Genomic DNA, 19,615 nt, shown 5'->3' with positions numbered 1-19,615 from the left:
CTTTGGCCGGTTGCACGGGATATCCCTGTGCGCCGCAACCAGGAGACTACCCATGACCGCTTACGTTATCGCAGACATCAAGATAAACGACCCGCAGTGGGTGCCGGCCTATGCCGCCTCGGTGCACGACCTCGTCCACAAGCATGGCGGCAGATATCTGTCGCGTAGCGGCAATGTGAAGACGCTTGAAGGCAAGCCGCTCGACACCACACTGATCGCCCTGATGGCGTTCCCGTCGGAAGCAGCAGCGCGTGCCTTCACCACCGATCCGGCCTATGCGCCCTTCGTTTCGGCTCGTCAGGGCGGCAGCGACAGTCGTTTCCAGATGATCGACAACACCGATCTGGCCGGAACGATCCCGTATCTGCCGAAGGGATGATCCTTCCCGGCATTCGTCGCATCGATTTCGGGATCTCCAAGCAACAACAGCCACAGCGCTTGCCTGCCGGGCCTCCGTATTTTCGGCGGCCGGCCAGCTGTGCTTTTTCAAGAAGAATGGAATGAAGATGATATCGAATTTTCGCAACAGGCTGGTCATCGCCGTGGCCATGCTGGCTGTCTGCACCAGCTTCGCACAGGCGCATCAGGGGCCGGCTGACGCTGCTTCCGGCCCCAACCCACTGGCCGACAAGGTGCGGGCTGCCAACAGCCGGTTTGTTGACGTCAAGGCCGCGACATCAGAGGGCTATTCGCCCATTCCCTGCGCCAGCGGCATCACCGGCGGCGCCATGGGCATCCACTACGTCAACGGCCAGTACCTGAAGGACGACAAGATCGACGTCGCCCGTCCCGAAGCCGTGATGTACGAGCCGATGGCCGACGGCACGCTGAAGCTGGTGGCGGTCGAATACATCACCTCGAAGGGGCCGGCATCGCTTGACGGACAGCTGTTCAACTTCAACAGCGCCCCCAACCGCTACGGCCTGGGCGAGTTCTACGAACTGCATGTCTGGGCCTGGAAGGGCAATCCGGCCGGCACCTTCGCCGACATGAACCCGAAAGTGTCATGCAAACACACGATGGCGCCGAGCCAGTAGACAATGAGGCCAGGCGGCATTGACGCCGCCTGGCCCGAAACGATCGTTTTGCGTAACCGCCCTCAGGCGGCCTTGATCAGGCCGAGCTGGGTGAGGGCGGCAACGCCGTCATCGAGGCCGATCTCCTCGACGATCCTGCCGTCGACCACCTTCAGCACGGTGGTGCCGGTGAAGCGCATGGTGCGGCCGGTGGCGGCCGGCAGCGAGCCGACGAGGAAATCGCTGAAGGCCGGGCCGGTATGCGTGCCGCCGCCCTCCCACTGGCCGACGGCATAGTCGCCCTCGGCAATCAGGTCAGCCGTGGCCCAGAAGTTGAGGTCCGGGAAGGCGGCGCGAAAGTCGGTCATGAAGGCCTTGATGTCGTCGCGGCCATGGCGCGGTTCGTGCAGCGAGTATTTCAGCAGCATGTCGGGTGCTGCGATGTCGTCGACGACGGACAGATCGCAGGTTTCACCCCAGAAGTCGGTGAACCATCTGACGACGACGGCCTTGTTGTCTTCTTGCTTGGTCATTGGGAGGTCCTTGTTGTCTCTGCAACGCGATCATCGGATTGGCCGACGACCTGGAGCCATGACTAGGACGATCGGGCAGACGCAAAACTCCGATTCTTGCCGGCCAATCGAAAGGCAGGGAGGTGGCAAGGTGAGGAGCGGAGGAAACAGGCCGCCACAGCTAGGTAACGCTTTCTTCTCTGGTTTTGCCGCAGATTGCCCCACGGTGGGGCAGGCGAAGCAGACGATGGCTGGTCGAGGCAATAAAAGTCGCAAGGGAACGTTCTGGGCCAAGGCCCTGGAACGCGCCCATCTTGGCGTCTGGGATTGGGATCTTGCGACCGGCGACTGCTTCTATTCCGCGACATGGACGCGGATGCTGGGCTATGATGAAAGCGAACTTGCCAACACCAGCGACCTGTGGCTGCAGCTGACCCATCCCGACGATCGCGAGCGGGCGCTGGCCAGCGGCGACCGCCACATTGCCGGGCAGACCGACGCCATCGAGACCGAACTCAGGCTGAAGCACAAGCAGGGCCATTGGGTGTGGGTGCTCGATCGCGGCGGCATCGTCGAGCGCGACGCGACGGGAAAGCCGCTGAGGCTGATGGGCGTGCAGACCGACATCACCAGGCAGAAGGCCGCCGAAGCCGAGCTCGAACAGGTCAATGTACGCTTCCGCCTGGCGCTCGCGGCCAGCGGCACCGGCATCTGGCATTATGATCTCGCCACCAACAGGAGCTATTGGGACACCCGCACCAGGGACATATTCGGCCTCGTTGCCGATACCGACGAGGTGACGGCCGACCTCTGGCACAGCTATCTGCACCCCGACGACAAGGAGGCCACCGAGCAGGCTCACTTGCCGCCGCCCGGCTCGGACGGTGTCACGGCCTCGCAATACCGTATCATCCGGCGGGACGGCCAAATCCGGCATGTTGAATCGCTGGTGCGCTTCATCGCCAGTGCGGGTGCTGCCGGCCAGATTCTCGGCACGGTGCGCGACATCACCGAGGAAAAACTGCGCGAGCAGGAACTCGCCTATGCCGCCCGTCACGACGCGCTGACCGGCCTGTGGAACCGCTCCGCCTTCGACCGGCTGCTCGCCGACCATATCGCCGCTGGTGCGCCGCTGGCAGTGTTCTATGTCGATCTCGACTACTTCAAGGCGCTCAACGATTTTGCCGGCCACGCCGCCGGCGACCTGGCGCTGAAGAGCGTTGCCGCCGGTATTCGCGGCTGCCTGCCGCCGGCAGCACACGCGGCGCGGCTGGGCGGCGACGAATTCGCGCTGCTGGTGCCGCATTGCGATGCCGCGCAGGCCGAGCGGATCGCCGCTGCGGTGCTCGGCGCGGTGCGCGAGGCCGATCTCGGCGTCGCCGCGTCGACGCGCAAGCTGGCGGCCTCGATCGGCATCGCCTTCGTCGACGACGCCAACACCACGGTCGCCGACGCGCTGGCCTGCGCCGACGACGCCTGCTACGCGGCCAAGGCCGCCGGACGCAACCGTTTCGCGGTGTTCTCCCCGGCTGCGGAAGCGGGATCGGGCGGACTGAATGCCGCACGCATCGCCGCCGACACCGTCGATGCGATGGAAGAGGGACGGCTGAAACTGTTCGGGCAGGAAATCCATCTGCTGGGCCGGCCTTGGCAAGAGAGCCGCCATGTCGAAGTGCTGGCCAGGCTCGTCGCACGCAATGGCCGGCTGGTGCCGCCCGGAGAATTCATTCCGGTGGCCGAGCGGTTCGGCATCGCGTCGCGGCTCGACCGCTGGATCATCCGCACCGCGCTGTCGCGGCATGGTGCCGCCTTGCGCTCGGGCGCGCTGACGCTCGGCTTCAACCTGTCGGCGCAGACGCTGAGCGATCCGCAGCTGTGGGCGTTCGTCGACGGCGTCATCGAAGAGACCGGGGCGCCGCATTCGGGCATCGGCTTCGAGATCACCGAAACCGCCGCGGTCACGAATTTCGACGCCGCCGAACAATTCGTGCGCAAGGCGCGCGAGCGGCACTGCCGGGTCAGCCTCGACGATTTCGGCGCCGGCATGAGTTCGTTCGAATATCTCAGGCGCTTCCCGGTCGACACGATCAAGATCGACGGTTCCTTCATCGAGCACATCACGCAAAGCCGCTTCGACCGCGAGATCGTGCTGGCCATCACCAGCATCGCCCGCAGCCTCGGCTGCGACGTGGTCGGCGAGAAGATCGAACGGCAGGACACACTGGCTATGCTCAGCGACATGGGCGTCGCCTACGGCCAGGGATTTTTGCTGCACCGGCCGGAGCCGCTGGAGCAGATTGTCGCGCGCGCAACCGAGCTGGTGGCGGCCCGCAAGGCATCGTGATCCCCGGTGTGTCGAGATTCAGGCCGGTCCAGTCGGCCTGAATCTCGACAAAATTTTAGCCGGTTCGCCGCGCCGTCGATTGCGGAAACTCCAGCACCCCAGCCTCGGGTCGCCTGTGTTGTGCCTCCGCCACCGTTTCGATCAACAGATCGAGGGCGTCACAGGCCGTGCGGCTCGTCTCGTCATTGCCCTGCAGATAGTGATAGGCGCGTTCGAGGTGGATGCGGGCGGCTGAAAAATCGCTGGTCAATGGTCTCTCCATGATCCCGCCCTAAAATAGCTTGCCGGAGGCGAGGGAACGCGGGGTAAATATCCACAGGCGGCTTTTATTCAAATGCTGGCGAAAGTTCGCAAGGAAGAGACCTTGGAACGCGGCGGCCTTGCCCTTCAATCTTGCAAGGAAGGGCGCCGTTGGCGACGCTGCAAATCTCCCCCCTTGAGGGGGAGATGCCCGGCAGGGCAGAGGGGGGCGTGAAGGATCGCCGGCCTCTCTGATCTCAATTTCATCAACTGCTGCCGGCTGCAAACAGGATCGAAAAATGCCATTTGGTTGTTTGGGTCGGTGGGACAGCGCCCCCCTCTGTCCTGCCGGACATCTCCCCCTCAAGGGGGGAGATTGGCAGTTCCACGGCCGCACTGTCAGGAGAGACGCCTCCAACCCTTTGTCATGTCTTGCCGCACAGCTACACTGCGGCCCCCTTACGCAAGGTGACATCGATGATCGTCCAGGCCTGCATCAACGGCGCGCGTCCGCGCGATTTCCACGCGAAGCTGCCGCTGACCGCCGAGGCGATGGCTGGCGATGCCGCAGCCTGCGTCGCCGCAGGAGCTGCCGAACTGCACATCCACCCGCGCAGCATTGACGGCCGCGAAAGCCTGGCGGCCGTCAATGCCACCGTGCTGGCGGTGCGCCAGGCTTGTCCGGGCACGCTGGTCGGCGTGTCGACGGGCGCCTGGATCGAGAACGATGTCGAGCGGACCCGTGCGGCGATCGCCGGCTGGCGGGAATTGCCCGACTATGCCTCGGTCAATCTGTCGGAGGCTGATGCACCGGGGGTGATGGAGCTGTTGCGCCAGCGCGGTGTCGGCATCGAGGCCGGGCTTGCCACAGTGGCCGACGCCGAGCGCTTCGTCAGCCTTGCCGATCATGACCGGGTGTTGCGCATCCTGATCGAGATCGACATCCAGGACCTGTCGGCAGCACTTGATGAGGCGCACGGCATCGCCGCCGTGCTCGAACGCGCCGGGGTGCGGCGGCCGATCCTGTTGCATGGCGTCGACGTCACGGTCTGGCCGTTCGTGGAGCTTGCGCATCAAAAACGCTGGCCGACGAGGGTCGGGCTGGAAGACGGCAAGATGCTCGCCGACGGAACGATGGCGAAGGACAATGCGGCAATCGTCGCTGCGGCCGTGGCGATCTTTCGCGGCGCCGCCGGCTGACCTGTGGCCAGACTCAGGATTGCTCTAAGCCTTGTACCGCTAAGCTGCGCAAAATGTGTTTCTGGATCTTGCCGGATGCAGTGCGCGGCAGTGCATCGGTGAGCAGGAATTCTTTCGGCACCTTGTAGCGGGCGAGGCGGGCGCTGCAATGACTTGCCAGATCAGCCGGATCGACAAGGCATTCGGGTTTGACCACGACAAAGGCGCACCCGACTTCGCCCCAACGCTCGTCGGCGACGCCGATCACGGCTGCTTCGGCGATGTCGGGATGGTCGAGCAGCACCATCTCGATTTCGACCGGATAGATGTTTTCGCCGCCGGAAATGAACATGTCCTTGAGGCGGTCGACGAGGGTGACGAAGCCGTCCTCATCCCGCCTGGCGATGTCGCCGGTGCGGAACCACCCATCGGCGGTGAAGGCACGCGCGGTCTCTTCCGGCCGGTTCCAGTAGCCTGATGTGATGGAGGGGCCGGACAGCCATAGCTCGCCTGGTTCGCCGGCAGCGACGTCGCGGCCAGCGTTATCGACGATGCGCAGGCGGATGGTCGGCGCCGCAAGGCCCGCCGAACCCGCCTTGCGGGCGATGCGGTCGGCCTCGACCGGCATGCCGAGCACGGTGCCGGCTTCCGTCATGCCGAAGCCGTCGACCATGCGCACGCCCTGCGCCAGCCACCAGTTGATGTCGGCCGCCGGGTTCGGCGCGCCGCCGGTGAAGATGGCGGTAAGCGCGGTCCAATTCGAAGGCGCAAAATCCGGATGGTCGCGCAGCATCCTGGCCATCTGCGGCACGCAGAAATAATGGGTGACGCCGAGCGCGGGATCGGCCAGGCGACGATTGGTGACGCCGGCGTCGAAGCCGGGCGATATCAGCACTGTGCCACCCTGCAGCAGCGGCGGACGCAGGCTGGTGATGAGGCCGATGACATGGAACATCGGCGCGTCGCAGAGGAAGACGCTGGCATTGCCGACGCGTCCCAGCACGCCGAAATTGACCGCGGTGGCCACCGCATTGCGTTCGGTGACGATGACGCCCTTTGGTCGGCCCGACGTGCCCGAAGTGTAGAGGATGATCGACGGCGCATCGTCCGCCGGCAACGGACGGCGCGGTGCCGGCACCTGCGCCTCGACTGCCGCCGCGAAGGCCGCGACTTCGATCGGCAAGCAGCCCTTGGGCAGCGTCATCTCAAGGGCGACGTCGTGCAGCAGCAGCACCGGATCGCAATCGGCCAGGATGGCCTGTTGTTCGGCATTGGCGAGCCGCCAGTTGAGCGGCACGAAGATAGCGCCGAGCCGCATCGCGGCCTGCTGCAGGACAACCAAGTCGGCGCTGTTGCGGGCAAGCGCGGCGATGCGTTGTCCCTGTTCGATGCCATGGCCGGTTTCGAGCACGCCGACGGCGCGCTGGATGGCCTCGTCGAGCGCGGCATAGGTCCAGCGCCGGCCGGATGCCAGGTCGACACAGGCAATACGATCCGGCTGCGTCCTGGCGTGCAGGGCCACGGGGTCCGATGTCGTCCAGGCCGGCATTCGCAGCTCCTCCCCAGGATTGCCTTATGCTTGCACGGTCACCTTGCCTTGTCGTAGGCGGCAAGGCCGGGCTTGTAGCTCTTTTCGTCGATGAACTGGCGGATACCTTCCTTGCGGCCCTCATTGTCGTGCGAGTTCGCCGCCTCCTGTGCCCGCACCAGATAATCCTCGGCATTGTCGTAGGTCATCTCGGCGACGCGGCGGATGGCGTCCTTGGTCGCCTTCAGGGCAATCGGGTTCTTCTTCAGCAGGATGGTCGCAACCTCGGTGACGCGCACCTTCAGGTCCGCCAGCGGCAGGCTTTCATTGACCAGCTTCCAGGCGGCGGCTTTCCTGCCGTCGATGAGCTCGCCGGTCAGCGCGTGGTACATGGCATCGCGCATCGACAAGAGGTCGGCCACCACCTTGGTGGCGCCGCCGCCGGGCAGGATGCCCCAGTTGATCTCGGACAGGGCGAACTGCGCCTCGTCGGCGGCGAAGGCGAGGTCGCAAGCGAAGAGCGGGCCGTAGCCGCCGCCGAAACACCAGCCATTGACCATGGCGATGGTCGGCTTGCCGTACCAGCGCAGGCGCCGCCACCAGCCGTACGCTTCGGACTGCGCCTTGCGGATGGCGCCAAGACCCTTGGCCTCGGTCTCGCGAAAATACTCCTTGAGGTCCATGCCGGCCGACCAGGCGCTGCCTTCGCCGGACAACACCAGCACGCCGACATCGTCGCGGAATTCAAGCTCGTCGAGAACCTCCATCATGCGCCGGTTGAGTGCCGGGTTCATGCAATTGCGCTTGTCCGGCCGGTTGAAGCGCACCCAGGCGATGCCCTTCTCGATGTCGAAAGCAACGGTCTCTCCGGTCATGGTCAATGTCCTCCCGTTTCGCGTGGCAAATTGCTATGTGACATAGCTATCATACTTGCTATGTCGCATAGTCTTTTTTGCTTGACAAGAGGGGATGTTCGCGGCGATCGGTTGAAACATGGAAAAGGCACGGCTCCGCACCAGTCCCGAAGACGCGCTCGACGCGCAGATCGGCTACAATCTGAGGCGCGCCTCGGCTCTTGCGCTCAATGATTTCGCCGTCGAGATGACTGACGCCGCGCTACGCCCGGTCACCTACGGCATGCTGGCGCTGATCGCCGAGCGGCCCGGCATCCGCGCCGCCGAACTCTGCCGCCTGCTCGGCATGAAGAGCGCTAACATGGCGCCGTTGCTCGCCGAACTGGAAGAACGCGGACTGGTTGAGCGCGACGATCATGCCGGCGACAAACGCGTGCAGATGCTCGCCCTGACGCGGGCGGCCAGGGAAGCCATGCCCGGATGGCGGCAACAGGTTCGCCGGCACGAGGACCGGTTTCTGCACCGGTTGACCAAAAAGGAGCGGGCAACGCTGCTGCGCCTCTTGCGTCTGATCTGGACGGACGAAGACTGAGGGCTGGCGCCTGCACTCAAGCCGGAGTGCGGAAAGTTTCTGAAATAGGCGGGCCTCTTATTTCAGAAACCTGGCCCGAAAATGAAATAGCGGCTGGAAGGTCATGATCCCAGAATAATCCCGATCGCCTTATCGACCACCGGATGCAGGCCACTCGCCTGGAAGGACAGGCGGTTGCCGGAACCGACATTGCTGGTCATGGCGATGGTCAGCCCTGAGCTCGGGTCGTGCAGCATGACGGCGACGTAGCCGGGAATGCTGCCCTGGTGGCCGTAGAAGGCGCGGTCGACGTAGGCGCTCTGGAACATGCCGGCACCGGTCTCGCGCATGCGGGTGCCGGGGAAACTTGCCGGCACGCGGTGTTCGAACATCTCGGCTAAGAAGGGCGGCGACAGCAGTCTGCCGGAAAACAGCCCGCGCATGAAAGCCACCATGTCGGATGGCGTCGAGACCATGTCGCCGCAACCATAGGCGGCGCCGAACGGGAAGGAATCGGAAGAATCCTGCAATTCGTCGGAATAGGGCAACACGCCATCCATGCGCCACATCTCACCGCCCGAGGCGATGTCGGTCGGCGCATTCGCCGCCGGCGGCGGCCGGTGGTAATAGCCGCGCACCATCGATTTTTCCGGAAAGGCCTCGGTTGCCGGCGACCAGGTATTCTCCAGGCCGAGCGGCTGCAGTACCGCGCTTCTGACGTAGCCGCCCAGCGACTGGCCGGAGACGGCCTCGATCACCATGCCGGCCAGCACATAGCCGGTGTTGTTGTAAACGGCGGGGCCGCCCGGCGCCTTCTGCTTGTCGGAGGCGAAGGCGATGTCGACCAGCTGTTGCGGCGTCCACTGCCGGCTCGGGTCCATCGGAATGTAATATTCGAACTCCGGCAGGCCGCTGCGATGGTTGATCAACTGGCGCACCGAAATGTCGCCGGCACCCGGCAGGTCGGGAAACCAGCCGGAGATCGGCGCGCCGAGATCGAGCTTGCCGTCCTGGGCGAGCTTGACCAGCGCTGCGGCAACGAAGGTCTTGGTGCAGCTGCCGATCTTGAACAGCCGGTCGGGCGAGACGGCAACGCCATGTTCCCGGTCGGCGAGGCCGGCGGTGACGGCGGTTGGCGCTGCGCCCGTTGAGTAGGCCAGCGAGGCGCCCACCGCGCCGTCGGTGAGATAGGTCTTGAGGAGAGAGGTCAGGTCTTTCATCGCCGTGGTCTCACTTGCTATGTTGCGCATTGACTATTCTAAATCGTGCCGCCGTGCGTTTGCTTGAAGGCCCCCTCATCCGGCCCTTCGGGCCACCTTCTCCCCGGCGGGGAGAAGAGGGCGCCGGGTTCATCTATCGCCGCTTTTGTTGTCCGTTGAACGAAGTAGCGCGGCGCTCGAAGACACCTTCTCCCCATCGGGGAGAAGGTGGCCCGAAGGGCCGGATGAGGGGGCGCCGCGCCAGGTCCTACTCCGCCATATCGACGGCGGCAAAGTTCTGCCGACCGAAGGGGTCGAGGACGTAGTTGAGCACGCTTTTGCGGATCGGGATCGCCACCACCGAATGGGCGATCGGCGCTACCGGCACCTCGACCTTCAGGATCGCCTGCGCCCTGGCGTAGATGTCGGCGCGCTGTTTCGGATCGGCGGCAACGCGGCCGTCCTGTAGCAGCTTCTCGAAGGCCGGATCGCACCAGCGCGAGCGGTTGGAGCCACCCTTCACGCCGTCGCAGGAAAGCAGGTAACTCAGCATGTTGTCAGGGTCGCCATTGTCGCTGCTGCCGCCGAGCAAATAGGCATCCTGTTCGCCCCCAGCGGTGCGCTTCAGATATTCGCCCCATTCGAAGCTGACGATCTCGGCCTTGACGCCGACCTTCGCCCAGTCGGCCTGGATCATCTCGGCCATGCGCTTGGCATTGGGATTGTAGGGCCGCGACACCGGCATCGCCCACAGGCTGATTTTCAGGTCACTCTCGTGGCCGGCGTCCTTCAGCAGTTTCTTCGCTCCATCCGGATCATAGTCGATGCCGGCATCGGTGACGGCGCCGATCTGCGCCGGCGGCACGACGCTGCCGGCGACCGTGCCGGCGCCGGCATAGACGGCGTCGACGATCGCCTTGCGGTCGATGGCCTTGGCCAGCGCCATGCGCACGCGCACATCGCCGAGCGGCTGGTGTTCGACATTGAAGCCGAGGATGCCGATATTCTGGCCCTTGAGGTCGAGCACGGTGATATCGGGATCGGTGCGCAAATCGGCGACGGCGCTTGGCGGCGGCGGGGCAGCGACCTGACACTCATTGGCCTTGAGGCGCTCGACGCGCGTGGTCGGTTCGGGCGTGATGGCGAAGACCAGCGTGTCGATCTTCGGCGCGCCGCGCCAGTAATCCTTGTTGGCGGCGTAGCGGATCTGGCTGTCCGGCACATAGGCCTGCAGCACGAACGGGCCGGTGCCGACGGGTTCAGAGTCGATCAGTTCCGGCGTGCCGGCGGCGACCATCTTTTCGGTCTGCTCCAGCGATAGGATGGAGAGATAGTCGAGCGCGATGCCGGGCAGGAAGGTGACGTTGGCCGCCGTCAGCGTGAAGCGCACGGTGTAGTCGTCGACCTTGTCTATCTTGTCGATCAGCGTGCCCATGCCCAGCGCATTGAAGTACTCGTAAGTGCCGCCGCCGAGCTTGTGGTAGGGATTGTTGGCGTCCCGCTGGCGGTTGATGGTGTAGAGCACGTCGTCGGTGTTGAGATCGCGCGAGGGTGTGAAATGGTCGTTCGACTGGAATCTTACGCCGTGCCTGAGATGGAATGTGTAGGTCTTGCCGTCGGCTGAGACCTCCCAGCTTTCGGCCAGTGCCGGACCGACTTCGGTCGTGCCCGGCTTGAACTCGACCAGCCGGTTGAAAATCGTCTTGGCGGCGGCGTCCATGGTGGAATCGGCGATGCCGATCGCCGGGTTGAAGGTCTCGGGATTGGCTTCCGAGCAATAGACCAGGGTCTTGGCATAGGCCTGCCCGCCGAGAAGGACGGATGAGGCCAGCAGGGACGAGGTAAGCACTGCGCGCAGAACGGTGGATTTCATCGCAAACGCTCCTGATGACACTTTACGGGTTGAAGGAAGGGCAGGCCGGTGAATTTCATGGCGTCGCCGCCGGGGTGAGGAAACGGTCAGGCGCCAGCGCCGCCGTGGTGATGCCGCGTGCCGCGAGATCGTCGGGTAGGGGCTGGCCGCGCAACAGCGCCGAACCCAGCCGCGCCAGCGTCAGCGACACCTGGAAACCGTAGCCGCCCTGGCCGCCGAGCCAGAAGAAGCCGGGCAGGCGAGGGTCGAAGCCGACGACCGGCGTGCGGTCGGGCGAAAAGGTGCGCAGGCCGGCCCACGGCGTCGACGGGCGGCCGATACGCAGCGATGTCGCGTGTTCGATGCGGTCGACGGCGATGGCGACGTCGATGTCTTCTGGATAGGCGTCGCAAGGCTCGGAATCGGTTTCGTCGGCGAGCGAGCCGATCAGCCTGCCGGCATCGGGCTTGAAGTAGAACTGTTCGTGCAAATCGACCACCAGCGGCCAGGCGCTGATGTCGGTGCCGGCGGGCGGATCGAACAGGAAGGCGGTGCGGCGCCTGGGCCGGAAGCCGAGGCCGGGGAGGGCGGCCAGGCCAGCGACGACATCGACCCAGGCGCCGGCGGCATCGACAACGATGTCGGCCTCGTATGTGCCGGCATTGGTCACGACGCGGAAGCCGTTTGCTATTCGGGAAATCTCCAGCACCTCTTCGCCGGTGCGGATGACGCCGCCGCCCGCCTTGAGCACCGAGGCTGAAGCGGCAAGCATCTTTCCCGTGTCGACATCCAGCGCGCCGGGCTCATGCACGCCGCCGCAGGTGGTTGCCATGGCGATGACCGGCACCAGTGCGTGGACCTGCGCCCCCGAAAGCCGTCGCACGCTCGGCACCAGCGCCTGCATCTCGGCCGCCATGCGGTCGACGGCTACGCTGTCCTCGACGCCGCCGACATGCAGCGCGCCGCGCCCGTGGGCGGCAAAGCCGCCATCGACGATTTGCTGCCGGCTGGCCAGCGACAGTGCGCGCACCAGCGCATTGCCGTAGGTTTCGGAAAACAGCGCCGCCGAGCGGCCGCTGGCGTGGTAGCCGAGATGCGGCTCGCGCTCGAGCACGGTGACCTCGGCCCAGGGCTGCACGGCCGCCGCCAGCGAGAGGCCGGCGATGCCGCCGCCGATGACGACGATTTTTTGGGGAGACTTCGACTGCATCCTCTAGGGGGTAGAAACAATTTCGTATCCAGTCAATATTTAGTGTATAAGAAAATTGTTAGCGTTGTTGATAGCGGCAGGGAGTTGGACTACCTAGAATGACAGGCGGCGTGATCGCCGCTCCATGGAGCTGACGATGTCGGAGCAACCGAACCTCGGTGATTGCCTGCGCGGCCTGAGGAAGACGCATGGCTGGACCTTGCAGGAGGTCAGCACGCTCACCGGCGTCGCGGTGTCGACGCTGTCCAAGGTCGAGAACGACCAGATGTCGCTGAGCTACGACAAGCTGCTGCAGATCTGCGAAGGGCTCGGCATCCATGTCACCGAGCTGCTCAGCGGCGACCGCAAGCAGCCGGCGGCGCGCACGCGGCGTTCGGTGACCTCGCAGTCCAACACGCTGCGCCAGCTGACCCGCAACTACGATTACCGCTATCTGGCCACCGACCTGGTGCGCAAGCGCATGGTGCCGATCCACGCCTATGCGCGCGCCCGCACGCCGCAGGAATTCGGCCCGCTGACCAAGCATGCCGGCGAGGAATTTTTGATCGTGCTCAAGGGCGAGATCGAGCTGCACACCGACCAGTACGCGCCGGTGCGTCTGAAAGAGGGCGAAAGTGTCTACATCGATTCCACCATGGGCCATGCCTATTTGTCGGTCGGCGAAGGCGACGCCGAGATGCTGTGCGTCTGCTCCGGCGACGAGCCTGATATGGAAGGCACGCTGCTGAGTGTGCTGGAGACGGTGGAGGGGTAGGGGCGGTCTGGCCCGAACATCCCGACGTTTGCGCCGCCCCTCATCTGGCTGCCGCCATCTTCTCCCCGTGAACGGCAGGGCTATCGACATATGGTGCTCCCCACTCCGTCGAGCTTCGCTCGCCACCTCTCCCCCGATCGACGCTAGGGCATATACACATCTCGCAAGGCCCAACCATCGGCACAGGCACGGAAGTAGGCCAAGCCGTTGTAGAAGGTGATAGGGCCTGGTGGCCTTGAGGAGGCATAACCGTTCCAGCCGCCGAGCCTTGCGATGATCCAGGCCGCCCATGCGAGTGAGTTTTTGGGGTAGGGATTGGATTGCAGCCGCGTCTTGCCCTTGAAGCGTGTCTCGATCGCCGAGAGCGTATCGATCTCGTTGGACGTGAAGGCGAGGCTCGCCTGTTGATCGCCTTGGCCATTGCGGGCCTGCACGAGCTGCATGACGATGATGGCGGCCTTGGCGGCGATGGCGACGAGCTTTTCCAAGCGCGCGGCCGATTGCAGCTGGCTGTCTTCGATCTTCAAGCCTTGGCTCTTCATCACCCGGAAGAACTGCTCGATGACCCAGCGCTGCTTGTACCAGTCGACGATCTGCCAGGCCTGGGAGGGTGTGGCCACCGCATGGGTGGTCAGCAGCAGCCAGTGAAGCGGCTCCACGTCGGCGGGCGCAGCCGTCTCGATGACTTCGACCCAGCGCAGCGTCACGCCTTTGGGCAGGTTGGCCTCGCGCAGGTTGCCCGGCCGCCGGATCGTGGCTTCGCCAAAGCGCAAGCAAAGCTCGGCTCGACGCGCCGGGCGGTCGGCCCGTTCGCGCAGCTCGATCACCTGGGTGTCACTGAACGCCACCTCCTGCACGGCACGGCGCAGCGTTGTGCCCGAAAGCAGTGCGCGGTCATGCATGACGCGTGTCAGCACGTGGAAAGAGCCATCCGGCACACGCGCCCACATCATATAAAAGTCACTCTCACGATCGGCGATGAAAGTGACCATACGGGCCCGGGCCAGCACTGGCTTGGCCGCTTGCGCGGTTTCGACCCAGCGGCACGATTCCTTCTCGCTCAACGAGCGATCAGCGTGCGGTGGCAGCTCTTCATCGCCCCGTGTCCAAACCCGCCCGCCCACAAGACCAAGGCAAGAACCGCGCTCGGCATCAAGGGCGAGCATCGGATGCAGCAGCATGCCCCAGCAATTGCCCTTCTTGATCCTGCCAAGATCGCGCCGGTTGTCCTGCGTCGTTGGGAATCTGATCTCGCTGGTGTCTTGCAGCGCCAAAACATGCCGGCCGTCCACTGCAACCCGCGTCGGTTGGCTCCAGCCTTCAATCACCCGCTCGACCGTCACCGCATCATTGCCGAGAAAGCGCCCATAGCGGATCTCCTCGGAATGGTTGCCGCCAGAAAGCTGGCGCAAGCACACCGTTTCGCGCAGCACCATGCCTTGGAGCAGCGACGCCCCCCTTTATCGAGGCGGCGATCTCCAAACAAACCTAATGACCACGACGGGCACGACATCGGCGACAATCCTTGCAAATCAGACCGTCGCAGAAAAAATCATACCTCAGGCATTCGCGGAATCCGACCCAGCCAAGGCGAGTCAATCCGCCGCACCGAGATATGTATATGCCCTAGCCGATCGACGGGGGAGAGGAAACGCCACCGCCGAGGTCGCGGCCTTGAAAGGCTTGGGTTTCCTCTTCCCCCTGGGGGAGAGGTGGCCGCGCAGCGGCCGGAGTGGGGGGCTGGCGCCGCCATTTGCGATTGCCCTGCCGTGGACGGGGAGAAGGGCGCACTTATCGACGGGCGGCGCTGGCTTCAACAATCAAGCGCCTCCACTACACCGCCACGACACGCCCCAATCCCCGCCGTACCGCCTCGCGATAGGCGAGATCGGCGGCCACCATGTCCTCCATGGCGACGCCCATGGCCTTGTAGACGGTGACCTGATCGGCGCTGACGCGTCCCGGCCGCAGTCCGAGCAGCATTTCGCCGAGCTCGGTTCCGGTTTCCGGATCGAGGTTAGCCAGTTCGCAGGAACCGACCGGGGTCGGGGCAAAGGCATTCCTGGTCTCGACGAACAGGCTGGCCCGCCCGACAAGCTCGACCGGCAACTCGCCGCCCGGCGGGGCGACGCCCACCGACGAGACGTGGCTGCCGGGCCGTACCCAGTCGGCCGAGATCACCGGTTCGTAGGAATGCGTTGCCAGGCAGACGACGTCGGACGAGCGCACCGCGGCCTCGATATCGGCGACGGCAACGACACCGGGATGTTGCGCGGCGAGCGCCTGCGCATCGGCGAATTCCTTCGAGACGACGCGGATCTCGGCGAAGTCGCGCACCAGCGGCAGAAGATGCAAATGCTGGCCGGCCTGCACGCCGGCGCCGATCACTGTCGCGACCTTGGCGTCGCGGCGGGCGAGTTCACGCACCGAGAGCACGGCGGAGCCGGAGGTGCGCACGGCGGTGATGTAGGTGCCGTCCATGACGCAGACCGGCATGCCCGTCTGCGGGTCGAACAGATGGATGGTGGCGAGGTGGCTGGGGATGCCTTTGGCGATGTTGCCCTCGAAGACGTTGACGATCTTCACCGTCAGATGCATGCCCGCCATCCATGCCGACATCGCCAGCGAATAGCCGGCCTGCGGAATATCGAGCTGCGGCCGTGCCGGATTGACCACCTTGCCGCCGGACAAGGCCTTGAAGCCGCCGGCGAGCGCGTCGAGAAGCTGGCGCAGGTCGATGCAGGTTTTCACCTCGGCCTCGCTCAGAGTGAGTATGGGCGTGTCGCCCTTGGCCTGGGCGCTGCGGGAGGTCGATATCGCTGATGTCATGGGATCCGCTTTCGTTGTCGGTTGCACGGCAACGGTATTGCGATCTATCGGCGTGATGAAATATGCTGTTTTTGCTATTTTGGCGGGACTATCACGCTTTCAGAGGCCAAAAGGTGTGAATCCTGAAATGAACGATCTCGACCGTATCGACCGCTCGCTGCTGCGTTTGTTGCAGGAGGACGGCCGCCGCACGACGCTCGATCTGGCGCGGCGGGTCGGTCTGTCGCCGACCGGGGCGGCGCAGCGCGTCAAGCGGCTGTTCGCCGAAGGGTTCATCCGCGCGGTGCGCGCCGTGCTCGATCCGGCCAGAATCGGACAGGCGCAACTCGTCTTCATCGAAGTGCGGCTCGACCACACGGCGCCGCATGTCTTCGACCGTTTCGCCGAGGCGGTTCTGCGGGCACCCGAGATCATCGAGTGCCAGATGGTGGTCGGCGGCTTCGACTATCTGGTCAAGGCGCGCATCGCCGACATGGCGATGTTCCAGGATTTCCTGCAGCGCGTCATCCTGCCGCTGCCCGGGGTCCGGGAAACGCACACCTACGCCTCGATCGCCAATGTGAAGCCCGACGCCTTGCTACCGATCTAACCCTTTGTTTTGACGCAATTTCCAAGGGAAAGCGCTATGCGCTTTTCCCGGGAAAACCGTTTCACACTTTTCCTGAAATTGCCTCTAGACCGGCGGCCTTTCCCCGGCATCGAGCAACCATTGCCGCACGGCCTGCGTCGGCTCGGGATGGCGCTGCTTTCTCGGCATGACGACATAGAAATCCTGCGTGCCGCGCATTTCGCCGGTGACGGGCTGAACCAGGCGGCCGGCGGAGAGGTCGGCGGCGACGAGAAAGCGGCTGGCCAGCGCAATGCCCTGGCCGGCGATGGCCGCGTCGATGGCGAGGCTGGTCTGGTTGAAGCGCATGCGTTTCAACTCGGTCGTCATCTTCAGGCCGACAGCCTTTTCCATGAACTCCGGCCACAGATTGTGCGCGTCATGCAGCAGGACGTGATGCTGGATTGCAGTGGCCGCGATCCCAACCGTGCCGGCCGGCAGCAGGGCAGGGCTGCAGACGGCGATGATCTGCTGTGGAAACAACAGGTCGACGATCAGCCCGGCGCCGAAGGGCGGGCGGCCTTGCCTGACCGCGATGTCGACGCCATCGGCCTGAAAGCTCGACAGGCTCTCGCTGGCCAGGACGCGCAGGTCGACCAGCGGATTGTGTGCCATGAAGTGCTGCAGCCGGGGGATCAGCCATTTGGTGGCGAAGCTTGGCGTCACGCTGATCGTCAGCCGCGCCGGCTCGGGACGAAGCAGCAGCGTCGCCTCCGAGATCAGGTCGAAGGCGCGGCGGATGTTGGGGACATAGGCGCGGCCCTCATCGGTCAGCGCCAGGCCGCGCGGCAGCCGCTCGAAGAGTTTCGTGCCGAGATCGGCCTCCAGCCCGCGAATGTGCTGGGCCACCGCCCCTTGCGTGACATTGAGCTCTTCGGCCGCGATGCGGAAGTTGAGATGCCGCGCCGAGGCTTCGAAGGCGCGCAGCGCATTCAACGGCGGCAGGCTGAGGAAGGCTTCGGGCATGCAGGAGTTTTTCTACAGGTTGATTTCAGGCATTCTGGTTCGAACCGGCGGGGAAAACCAGCTATATCAACGCTCAACTCCTGAAAACACCGCTTGCGGTGCCCGCCAACCCTGAGAGGAAAATCCAATGAGTGTAGAAAAAGTAGCTGTGGTCGTGGCCGGCGGCAGCGGCATGGGTGCGGCGGCGGCGAGGCGGCTGGCGGCGGACGGCTTCAAGGTTGCCATCCTGTCTTCCTCCGGCAAGGGCGAGGCGCTGGCCAAGGAACTGGGCGGGCTCGGCGTCACCGGCTCCAACCAGTCGAACGACGATCTGCAGCGTCTCGTCGACCTGACGCTCGAGCGCTATGGCCGCATCGACGTGCTGGTCAACAGCGGCGGCCACGGGCCGCGCGCGCCGATCCTGGAAATCACCGACGAGCAATGGCACACCGGCATGGACGTCTACCTGCTGAACGTCATCCGGCCGGTGCGCATCGTGGCGCCGCAGATGGTCAAACAGAAGGGCGGCGCCATCATCAACATCTCGACTGCCTGGGTGGTCGAGCCGAGCCCGATGTTCCCGACTTCCGCCGTGTTCCGCGCCGGCCTTGCCGCCTACACCAAGATCTTCTCCAACACCTATGCATCGGACAATGTGCGCATGAACAATGTGCTGCCCGGCTGGATCGACAGCCTGCCGGCCACCGAGGAGCGCCGCGACAGCGTGCCGATGCAGCGCTACGGCACGTCGGAAGAAATCGCCGCGACCATCGCCTTCCTGGCGTCCGAGGGCGCCGGCTACATCACCGGCCAGAACATTCGGGTCGACGGCGGCATTATACGCGCTATTTGAGGGCGTCGACCGGGAGGGGATTCCGGCATCTCACCCCAAAGGAGCAAAAATGCGGCTTTTGATACTCGGCACCGGCTGGATGGCGCAGGAACATGCCCGGCGCTTCAGCGCCATCGAGGGCGTCGACATCGTCGGCGCCGTCGATGTCGATCCGGCGCGGGTCGGCGAATTCGCCGACAGCTTCAAGATCGCCAACCGCTTCACCTCGCTGGAGGAGGCGCTGACATGGGGTGAGTTCGACGCGGTGGCCAATGTCACGCCGGACCGGATCCATCATCCGACCACCATGGCGCTGATCGCCGCCGGCAAGCCGGTGCTGTGCGAGAAGCCGCTGGCCGAAAATTTCGGCAAGGCGACCGAGATGGCCGACGCCGCCGAGGCCGCCGGCATCGTCAACATGGTGAACCTCACCTATCGCAATGTCGCGGCGCTGCAGAAGGCCCGCCAGATGGTGCAGGCGGGCGAAATCGGCACGGTCAGGCATGTCGAGGCGTCCTATCTGCAAAGCTGGCTGGTGTCGAAATTCTGGGGCGACTGGCGCACCGACCCGAAATGGCTCTGGCGCCTGTCGCGCGGCCATGGCTCGAATGGCGTGCTCGGCGATGTCGGCATCCACATCCTCGATTTCGCCAGCTATGGTGCGGCGCTCGACATCGACCATGTGTTCTGCCGGCTGCGCGCCTTCGACAAGGCGCCTGGCAACCGCATCGGCGACTACGGGCTCGACGCCAATGACAGCTTCGCCATGACGCTGGACTTTTCCAACGGCGCCTTCGGCGTGGTGCATGCCAGCCGCTGGGCATCAGGCCATCTCAACGAACTGCGCCTGCGCATCTATGGCGACAAAGGCGGCGTCGAAGTGGTGTACAATCTCGATGGCTCGGCGCTCAGGGCATGCGTGGGGGAGAATGTCGAGAACGCCATATGGGAAGAGCTCGACGCCGGCACGGTGCCGACCAACTACCAGCGTTTCGCCGATGCGGTGCGAACCGGCGTGCAAGCCGAACCGTCCTTCCGCCATGCGGCCGAATTGCAGAAGGTGCTGGATCTGGCTGTCGTCTCGGACGAGAAGCGGGCGGAGCTGAGGGCGAGTGCCGAGACGCAGTAGGCTTGGGTTCCTCG

General features: G+C 64.6%; 19 protein-coding genes. 9 read left to right on the top strand and 10 right to left on the bottom strand.

From position 1 onward, the window contains the following. Positions 1-52: 52 nt before the first annotated feature. Together ACFOJ9_RS21700 and ACFOJ9_RS21695 are read left to right on the top strand one after the other, a co-directional pair. Positions 53-379: a DUF1330 domain-containing protein gene (locus ACFOJ9_RS21700; protein WP_127383465.1), complete on the top strand. Its 327-nt coding sequence runs from the start codon at positions 53-55 to the stop codon at positions 377-379. A gap of 121 nt (positions 380-500) precedes the next feature. Further along, positions 501-1,037, top strand: coding sequence for a hypothetical protein (locus tag ACFOJ9_RS21695; RefSeq protein ID WP_378981154.1), 537 nt, complete (start codon positions 501-503; stop codon positions 1,035-1,037). Between the two features lie 62 nt (positions 1,038-1,099). Here ACFOJ9_RS21695 and ACFOJ9_RS21690 read toward each other — a convergent pair whose 3' ends face one another. Beyond that, entirely contained in the window at positions 1,100-1,549 is a 450-nt protein-coding gene (locus ACFOJ9_RS21690) for an ester cyclase (protein WP_378981152.1), read from the bottom strand. Between the two features lie 226 nt (positions 1,550-1,775). Between ACFOJ9_RS21690 and ACFOJ9_RS21685 the strand changes: the two genes are divergently transcribed. Continuing rightward, positions 1,776-3,872: an EAL domain-containing protein gene (locus ACFOJ9_RS21685; RefSeq protein ID WP_378981150.1), complete on the top strand. Its 2,097-nt coding sequence runs from the start codon at positions 1,776-1,778 to the stop codon at positions 3,870-3,872. 55 nt (positions 3,873-3,927) lie between these two features. On the opposite strand, the gene ACFOJ9_RS21680 is transcribed toward ACFOJ9_RS21685, so the two are convergent. Continuing rightward, on the bottom strand, positions 3,928-4,122 hold the full coding sequence (locus ACFOJ9_RS21680; protein WP_292191096.1) for a hypothetical protein: 195 nt from the start codon (positions 4,120-4,122) through the stop codon (positions 3,928-3,930). 467 nt (positions 4,123-4,589) lie between these two features. Between ACFOJ9_RS21680 and ACFOJ9_RS21675 the strand changes: the two genes are divergently transcribed. Beyond that, on the top strand, positions 4,590-5,312 hold the full coding sequence (locus tag ACFOJ9_RS21675) for a 3-keto-5-aminohexanoate cleavage protein (protein WP_378981148.1): 723 nt from the start codon (positions 4,590-4,592) through the stop codon (positions 5,310-5,312). A gap of 13 nt (positions 5,313-5,325) precedes the next feature. Here the strand turns inward: ACFOJ9_RS21675 and ACFOJ9_RS21670 are convergent, their stop codons facing one another. Beyond that, positions 5,326-6,840: an AMP-binding protein gene (locus ACFOJ9_RS21670; protein ID WP_378981146.1), complete on the bottom strand. Its 1,515-nt coding sequence runs from the start codon at positions 6,838-6,840 to the stop codon at positions 5,326-5,328. A 38-nt stretch (positions 6,841-6,878) separates the two neighbouring features. Further along, positions 6,879-7,694 carry a p-hydroxycinnamoyl CoA hydratase/lyase gene (locus ACFOJ9_RS21665; protein WP_378981144.1) on the bottom strand — a complete coding sequence of 272 codons (816 nt, stop codon included), beginning with the start codon at positions 7,692-7,694 and terminating at the stop codon, positions 6,879-6,881. Positions 7,695-7,812: 118 nt separating this feature from the next. Between ACFOJ9_RS21665 and ACFOJ9_RS21660 the strand changes: the two genes are divergently transcribed. Beyond that, positions 7,813-8,265: a MarR family winged helix-turn-helix transcriptional regulator gene (locus tag ACFOJ9_RS21660; protein ID WP_378981142.1), complete on the top strand. Its 453-nt coding sequence runs from the start codon at positions 7,813-7,815 to the stop codon at positions 8,263-8,265. Between the two features lie 101 nt (positions 8,266-8,366). On the opposite strand, the gene ACFOJ9_RS21655 is transcribed toward ACFOJ9_RS21660, so the two are convergent. From ACFOJ9_RS21655 to ACFOJ9_RS21645, 3 genes are all read right to left on the bottom strand, one after another. Beyond that, the gene (locus tag ACFOJ9_RS21655; protein WP_378981140.1) at positions 8,367-9,494 is read right to left on the bottom strand and encodes a serine hydrolase domain-containing protein; all 1,128 of its coding nucleotides are present in this window, start codon (positions 9,492-9,494) and stop codon (positions 8,367-8,369) included. A 217-nt stretch (positions 9,495-9,711) separates the two neighbouring features. Continuing rightward, positions 9,712-11,316, bottom strand: a complete 1,605-nt coding sequence (locus ACFOJ9_RS21650) for an ABC transporter substrate-binding protein (protein ID WP_378981138.1) — start codon at positions 11,314-11,316, stop codon at positions 9,712-9,714. 55 nt (positions 11,317-11,371) lie between these two features. Continuing rightward, positions 11,372-12,505 carry an NAD(P)/FAD-dependent oxidoreductase gene (locus ACFOJ9_RS21645; RefSeq protein ID WP_378981136.1) on the bottom strand — a complete coding sequence of 378 codons (1,134 nt, stop codon included), beginning with the start codon at positions 12,503-12,505 and terminating at the stop codon, positions 11,372-11,374. Between the two features lie 136 nt (positions 12,506-12,641). Between ACFOJ9_RS21645 and ACFOJ9_RS21640 the strand changes: the two genes are divergently transcribed. Beyond that, positions 12,642-13,259: a helix-turn-helix domain-containing protein gene (locus ACFOJ9_RS21640; RefSeq protein WP_378981135.1), complete on the top strand. Its 618-nt coding sequence runs from the start codon at positions 12,642-12,644 to the stop codon at positions 13,257-13,259. 143 nt (positions 13,260-13,402) lie between these two features. Here the strand turns inward: ACFOJ9_RS21640 and ACFOJ9_RS21635 are convergent, their stop codons facing one another. Further along, on the bottom strand, positions 13,403-14,695 hold the full coding sequence (locus ACFOJ9_RS21635; protein WP_378979481.1) for an IS4 family transposase: 1,293 nt from the start codon (positions 14,693-14,695) through the stop codon (positions 13,403-13,405). Positions 14,696-15,092: 397 nt separating this feature from the next. Beyond that, positions 15,093-16,088 (bottom strand): ornithine cyclodeaminase family protein, encoded by a 996-nt coding sequence (locus tag ACFOJ9_RS21630; protein WP_378981133.1) that lies wholly within the window; start codon positions 16,086-16,088, stop codon positions 15,093-15,095. 127 nt (positions 16,089-16,215) lie between these two features. Between ACFOJ9_RS21630 and ACFOJ9_RS21625 the strand changes: the two genes are divergently transcribed. Continuing rightward, the gene (locus tag ACFOJ9_RS21625; protein ID WP_378981132.1) at positions 16,216-16,677 is read left to right on the top strand and encodes an Lrp/AsnC ligand binding domain-containing protein; all 462 of its coding nucleotides are present in this window, start codon (positions 16,216-16,218) and stop codon (positions 16,675-16,677) included. 84 nt (positions 16,678-16,761) lie between these two features. On the opposite strand, the gene gcvA is transcribed toward ACFOJ9_RS21625, so the two are convergent. Further along, positions 16,762-17,661 (bottom strand): transcriptional regulator GcvA, encoded by a 900-nt coding sequence (gene gcvA / locus ACFOJ9_RS21620; RefSeq protein ID WP_378981130.1) that lies wholly within the window; start codon positions 17,659-17,661, stop codon positions 16,762-16,764. Positions 17,662-17,788: 127 nt separating this feature from the next. On the opposite strand from gcvA, the gene ACFOJ9_RS21615 reads away from it, so the two are divergent. Continuing rightward, the gene (locus ACFOJ9_RS21615) at positions 17,789-18,493 is read left to right on the top strand and encodes an SDR family oxidoreductase (RefSeq protein ID WP_378981129.1); all 705 of its coding nucleotides are present in this window, start codon (positions 17,789-17,791) and stop codon (positions 18,491-18,493) included. A 49-nt stretch (positions 18,494-18,542) separates the two neighbouring features. After that, positions 18,543-19,601 carry a Gfo/Idh/MocA family protein gene (locus ACFOJ9_RS21610; protein ID WP_378981127.1) on the top strand — a complete coding sequence of 353 codons (1,059 nt, stop codon included), beginning with the start codon at positions 18,543-18,545 and terminating at the stop codon, positions 19,599-19,601. Positions 19,602-19,615: the final 14 nt, after the last annotated feature.

Source organism: Mesorhizobium cantuariense, from assembly GCF_042647205.1.
Taxonomy (GTDB): Bacteria; Pseudomonadota; Alphaproteobacteria; order Rhizobiales; family Rhizobiaceae; genus Mesorhizobium; species Mesorhizobium cantuariense.
Note: the sequence above shows the minus strand (reverse complement) of the source record. Positions and strands in the feature narration are given on the sequence as shown.

Coding starts and splice junctions, on each gene's coding strand:
- ACFOJ9_RS21610 (WP_378981127.1), top strand. CDS start 18,543: ATGCGGCTTTTGATACTCGGCACCGGCTGGATGGCGCAGGAACATGCC.
- ACFOJ9_RS21700 (WP_127383465.1), top strand. CDS start 53: ATGACCGCTTACGTTATCGCAGACATCAAGATAAACGACCCGCAGTGG.
- ACFOJ9_RS21665 (WP_378981144.1), bottom strand. CDS start 7,694: ATGACCGGAGAGACCGTTGCTTTCGACATCGAGAAGGGCATCGCCTGG.
- ACFOJ9_RS21695 (WP_378981154.1), top strand. CDS start 501: ATGAAGATGATATCGAATTTTCGCAACAGGCTGGTCATCGCCGTGGCC.
- ACFOJ9_RS21685 (WP_378981150.1), top strand. CDS start 1,776: ATGGCTGGTCGAGGCAATAAAAGTCGCAAGGGAACGTTCTGGGCCAAG.
- ACFOJ9_RS21615 (WP_378981129.1), top strand. CDS start 17,789: ATGAGTGTAGAAAAAGTAGCTGTGGTCGTGGCCGGCGGCAGCGGCATG.
- ACFOJ9_RS21650 (WP_378981138.1), bottom strand. CDS start 11,316: ATGAAATCCACCGTTCTGCGCGCAGTGCTTACCTCGTCCCTGCTGGCC.
- ACFOJ9_RS21675 (WP_378981148.1), top strand. CDS start 4,590: ATGATCGTCCAGGCCTGCATCAACGGCGCGCGTCCGCGCGATTTCCAC.
- ACFOJ9_RS21660 (WP_378981142.1), top strand. CDS start 7,813: ATGGAAAAGGCACGGCTCCGCACCAGTCCCGAAGACGCGCTCGACGCG.
- gcvA (WP_378981130.1), bottom strand. CDS start 17,661: ATGCCCGAAGCCTTCCTCAGCCTGCCGCCGTTGAATGCGCTGCGCGCC.
- ACFOJ9_RS21625 (WP_378981132.1), top strand. CDS start 16,216: ATGAACGATCTCGACCGTATCGACCGCTCGCTGCTGCGTTTGTTGCAG.
- ACFOJ9_RS21690 (WP_378981152.1), bottom strand. CDS start 1,549: ATGACCAAGCAAGAAGACAACAAGGCCGTCGTCGTCAGATGGTTCACC.
- ACFOJ9_RS21640 (WP_378981135.1), top strand. CDS start 12,642: ATGTCGGAGCAACCGAACCTCGGTGATTGCCTGCGCGGCCTGAGGAAG.
- ACFOJ9_RS21645 (WP_378981136.1), bottom strand. CDS start 12,505: ATGCAGTCGAAGTCTCCCCAAAAAATCGTCGTCATCGGCGGCGGCATC.
- ACFOJ9_RS21655 (WP_378981140.1), bottom strand. CDS start 9,494: ATGCGCAACATAGCAAGTGAGACCACGGCGATGAAAGACCTGACCTCT.
- ACFOJ9_RS21635 (WP_378979481.1), bottom strand. CDS start 14,695: ATGGTGCTGCGCGAAACGGTGTGCTTGCGCCAGCTTTCTGGCGGCAAC.
- ACFOJ9_RS21670 (WP_378981146.1), bottom strand. CDS start 6,840: ATGCCGGCCTGGACGACATCGGACCCCGTGGCCCTGCACGCCAGGACG.
- ACFOJ9_RS21630 (WP_378981133.1), bottom strand. CDS start 16,088: ATGACATCAGCGATATCGACCTCCCGCAGCGCCCAGGCCAAGGGCGAC.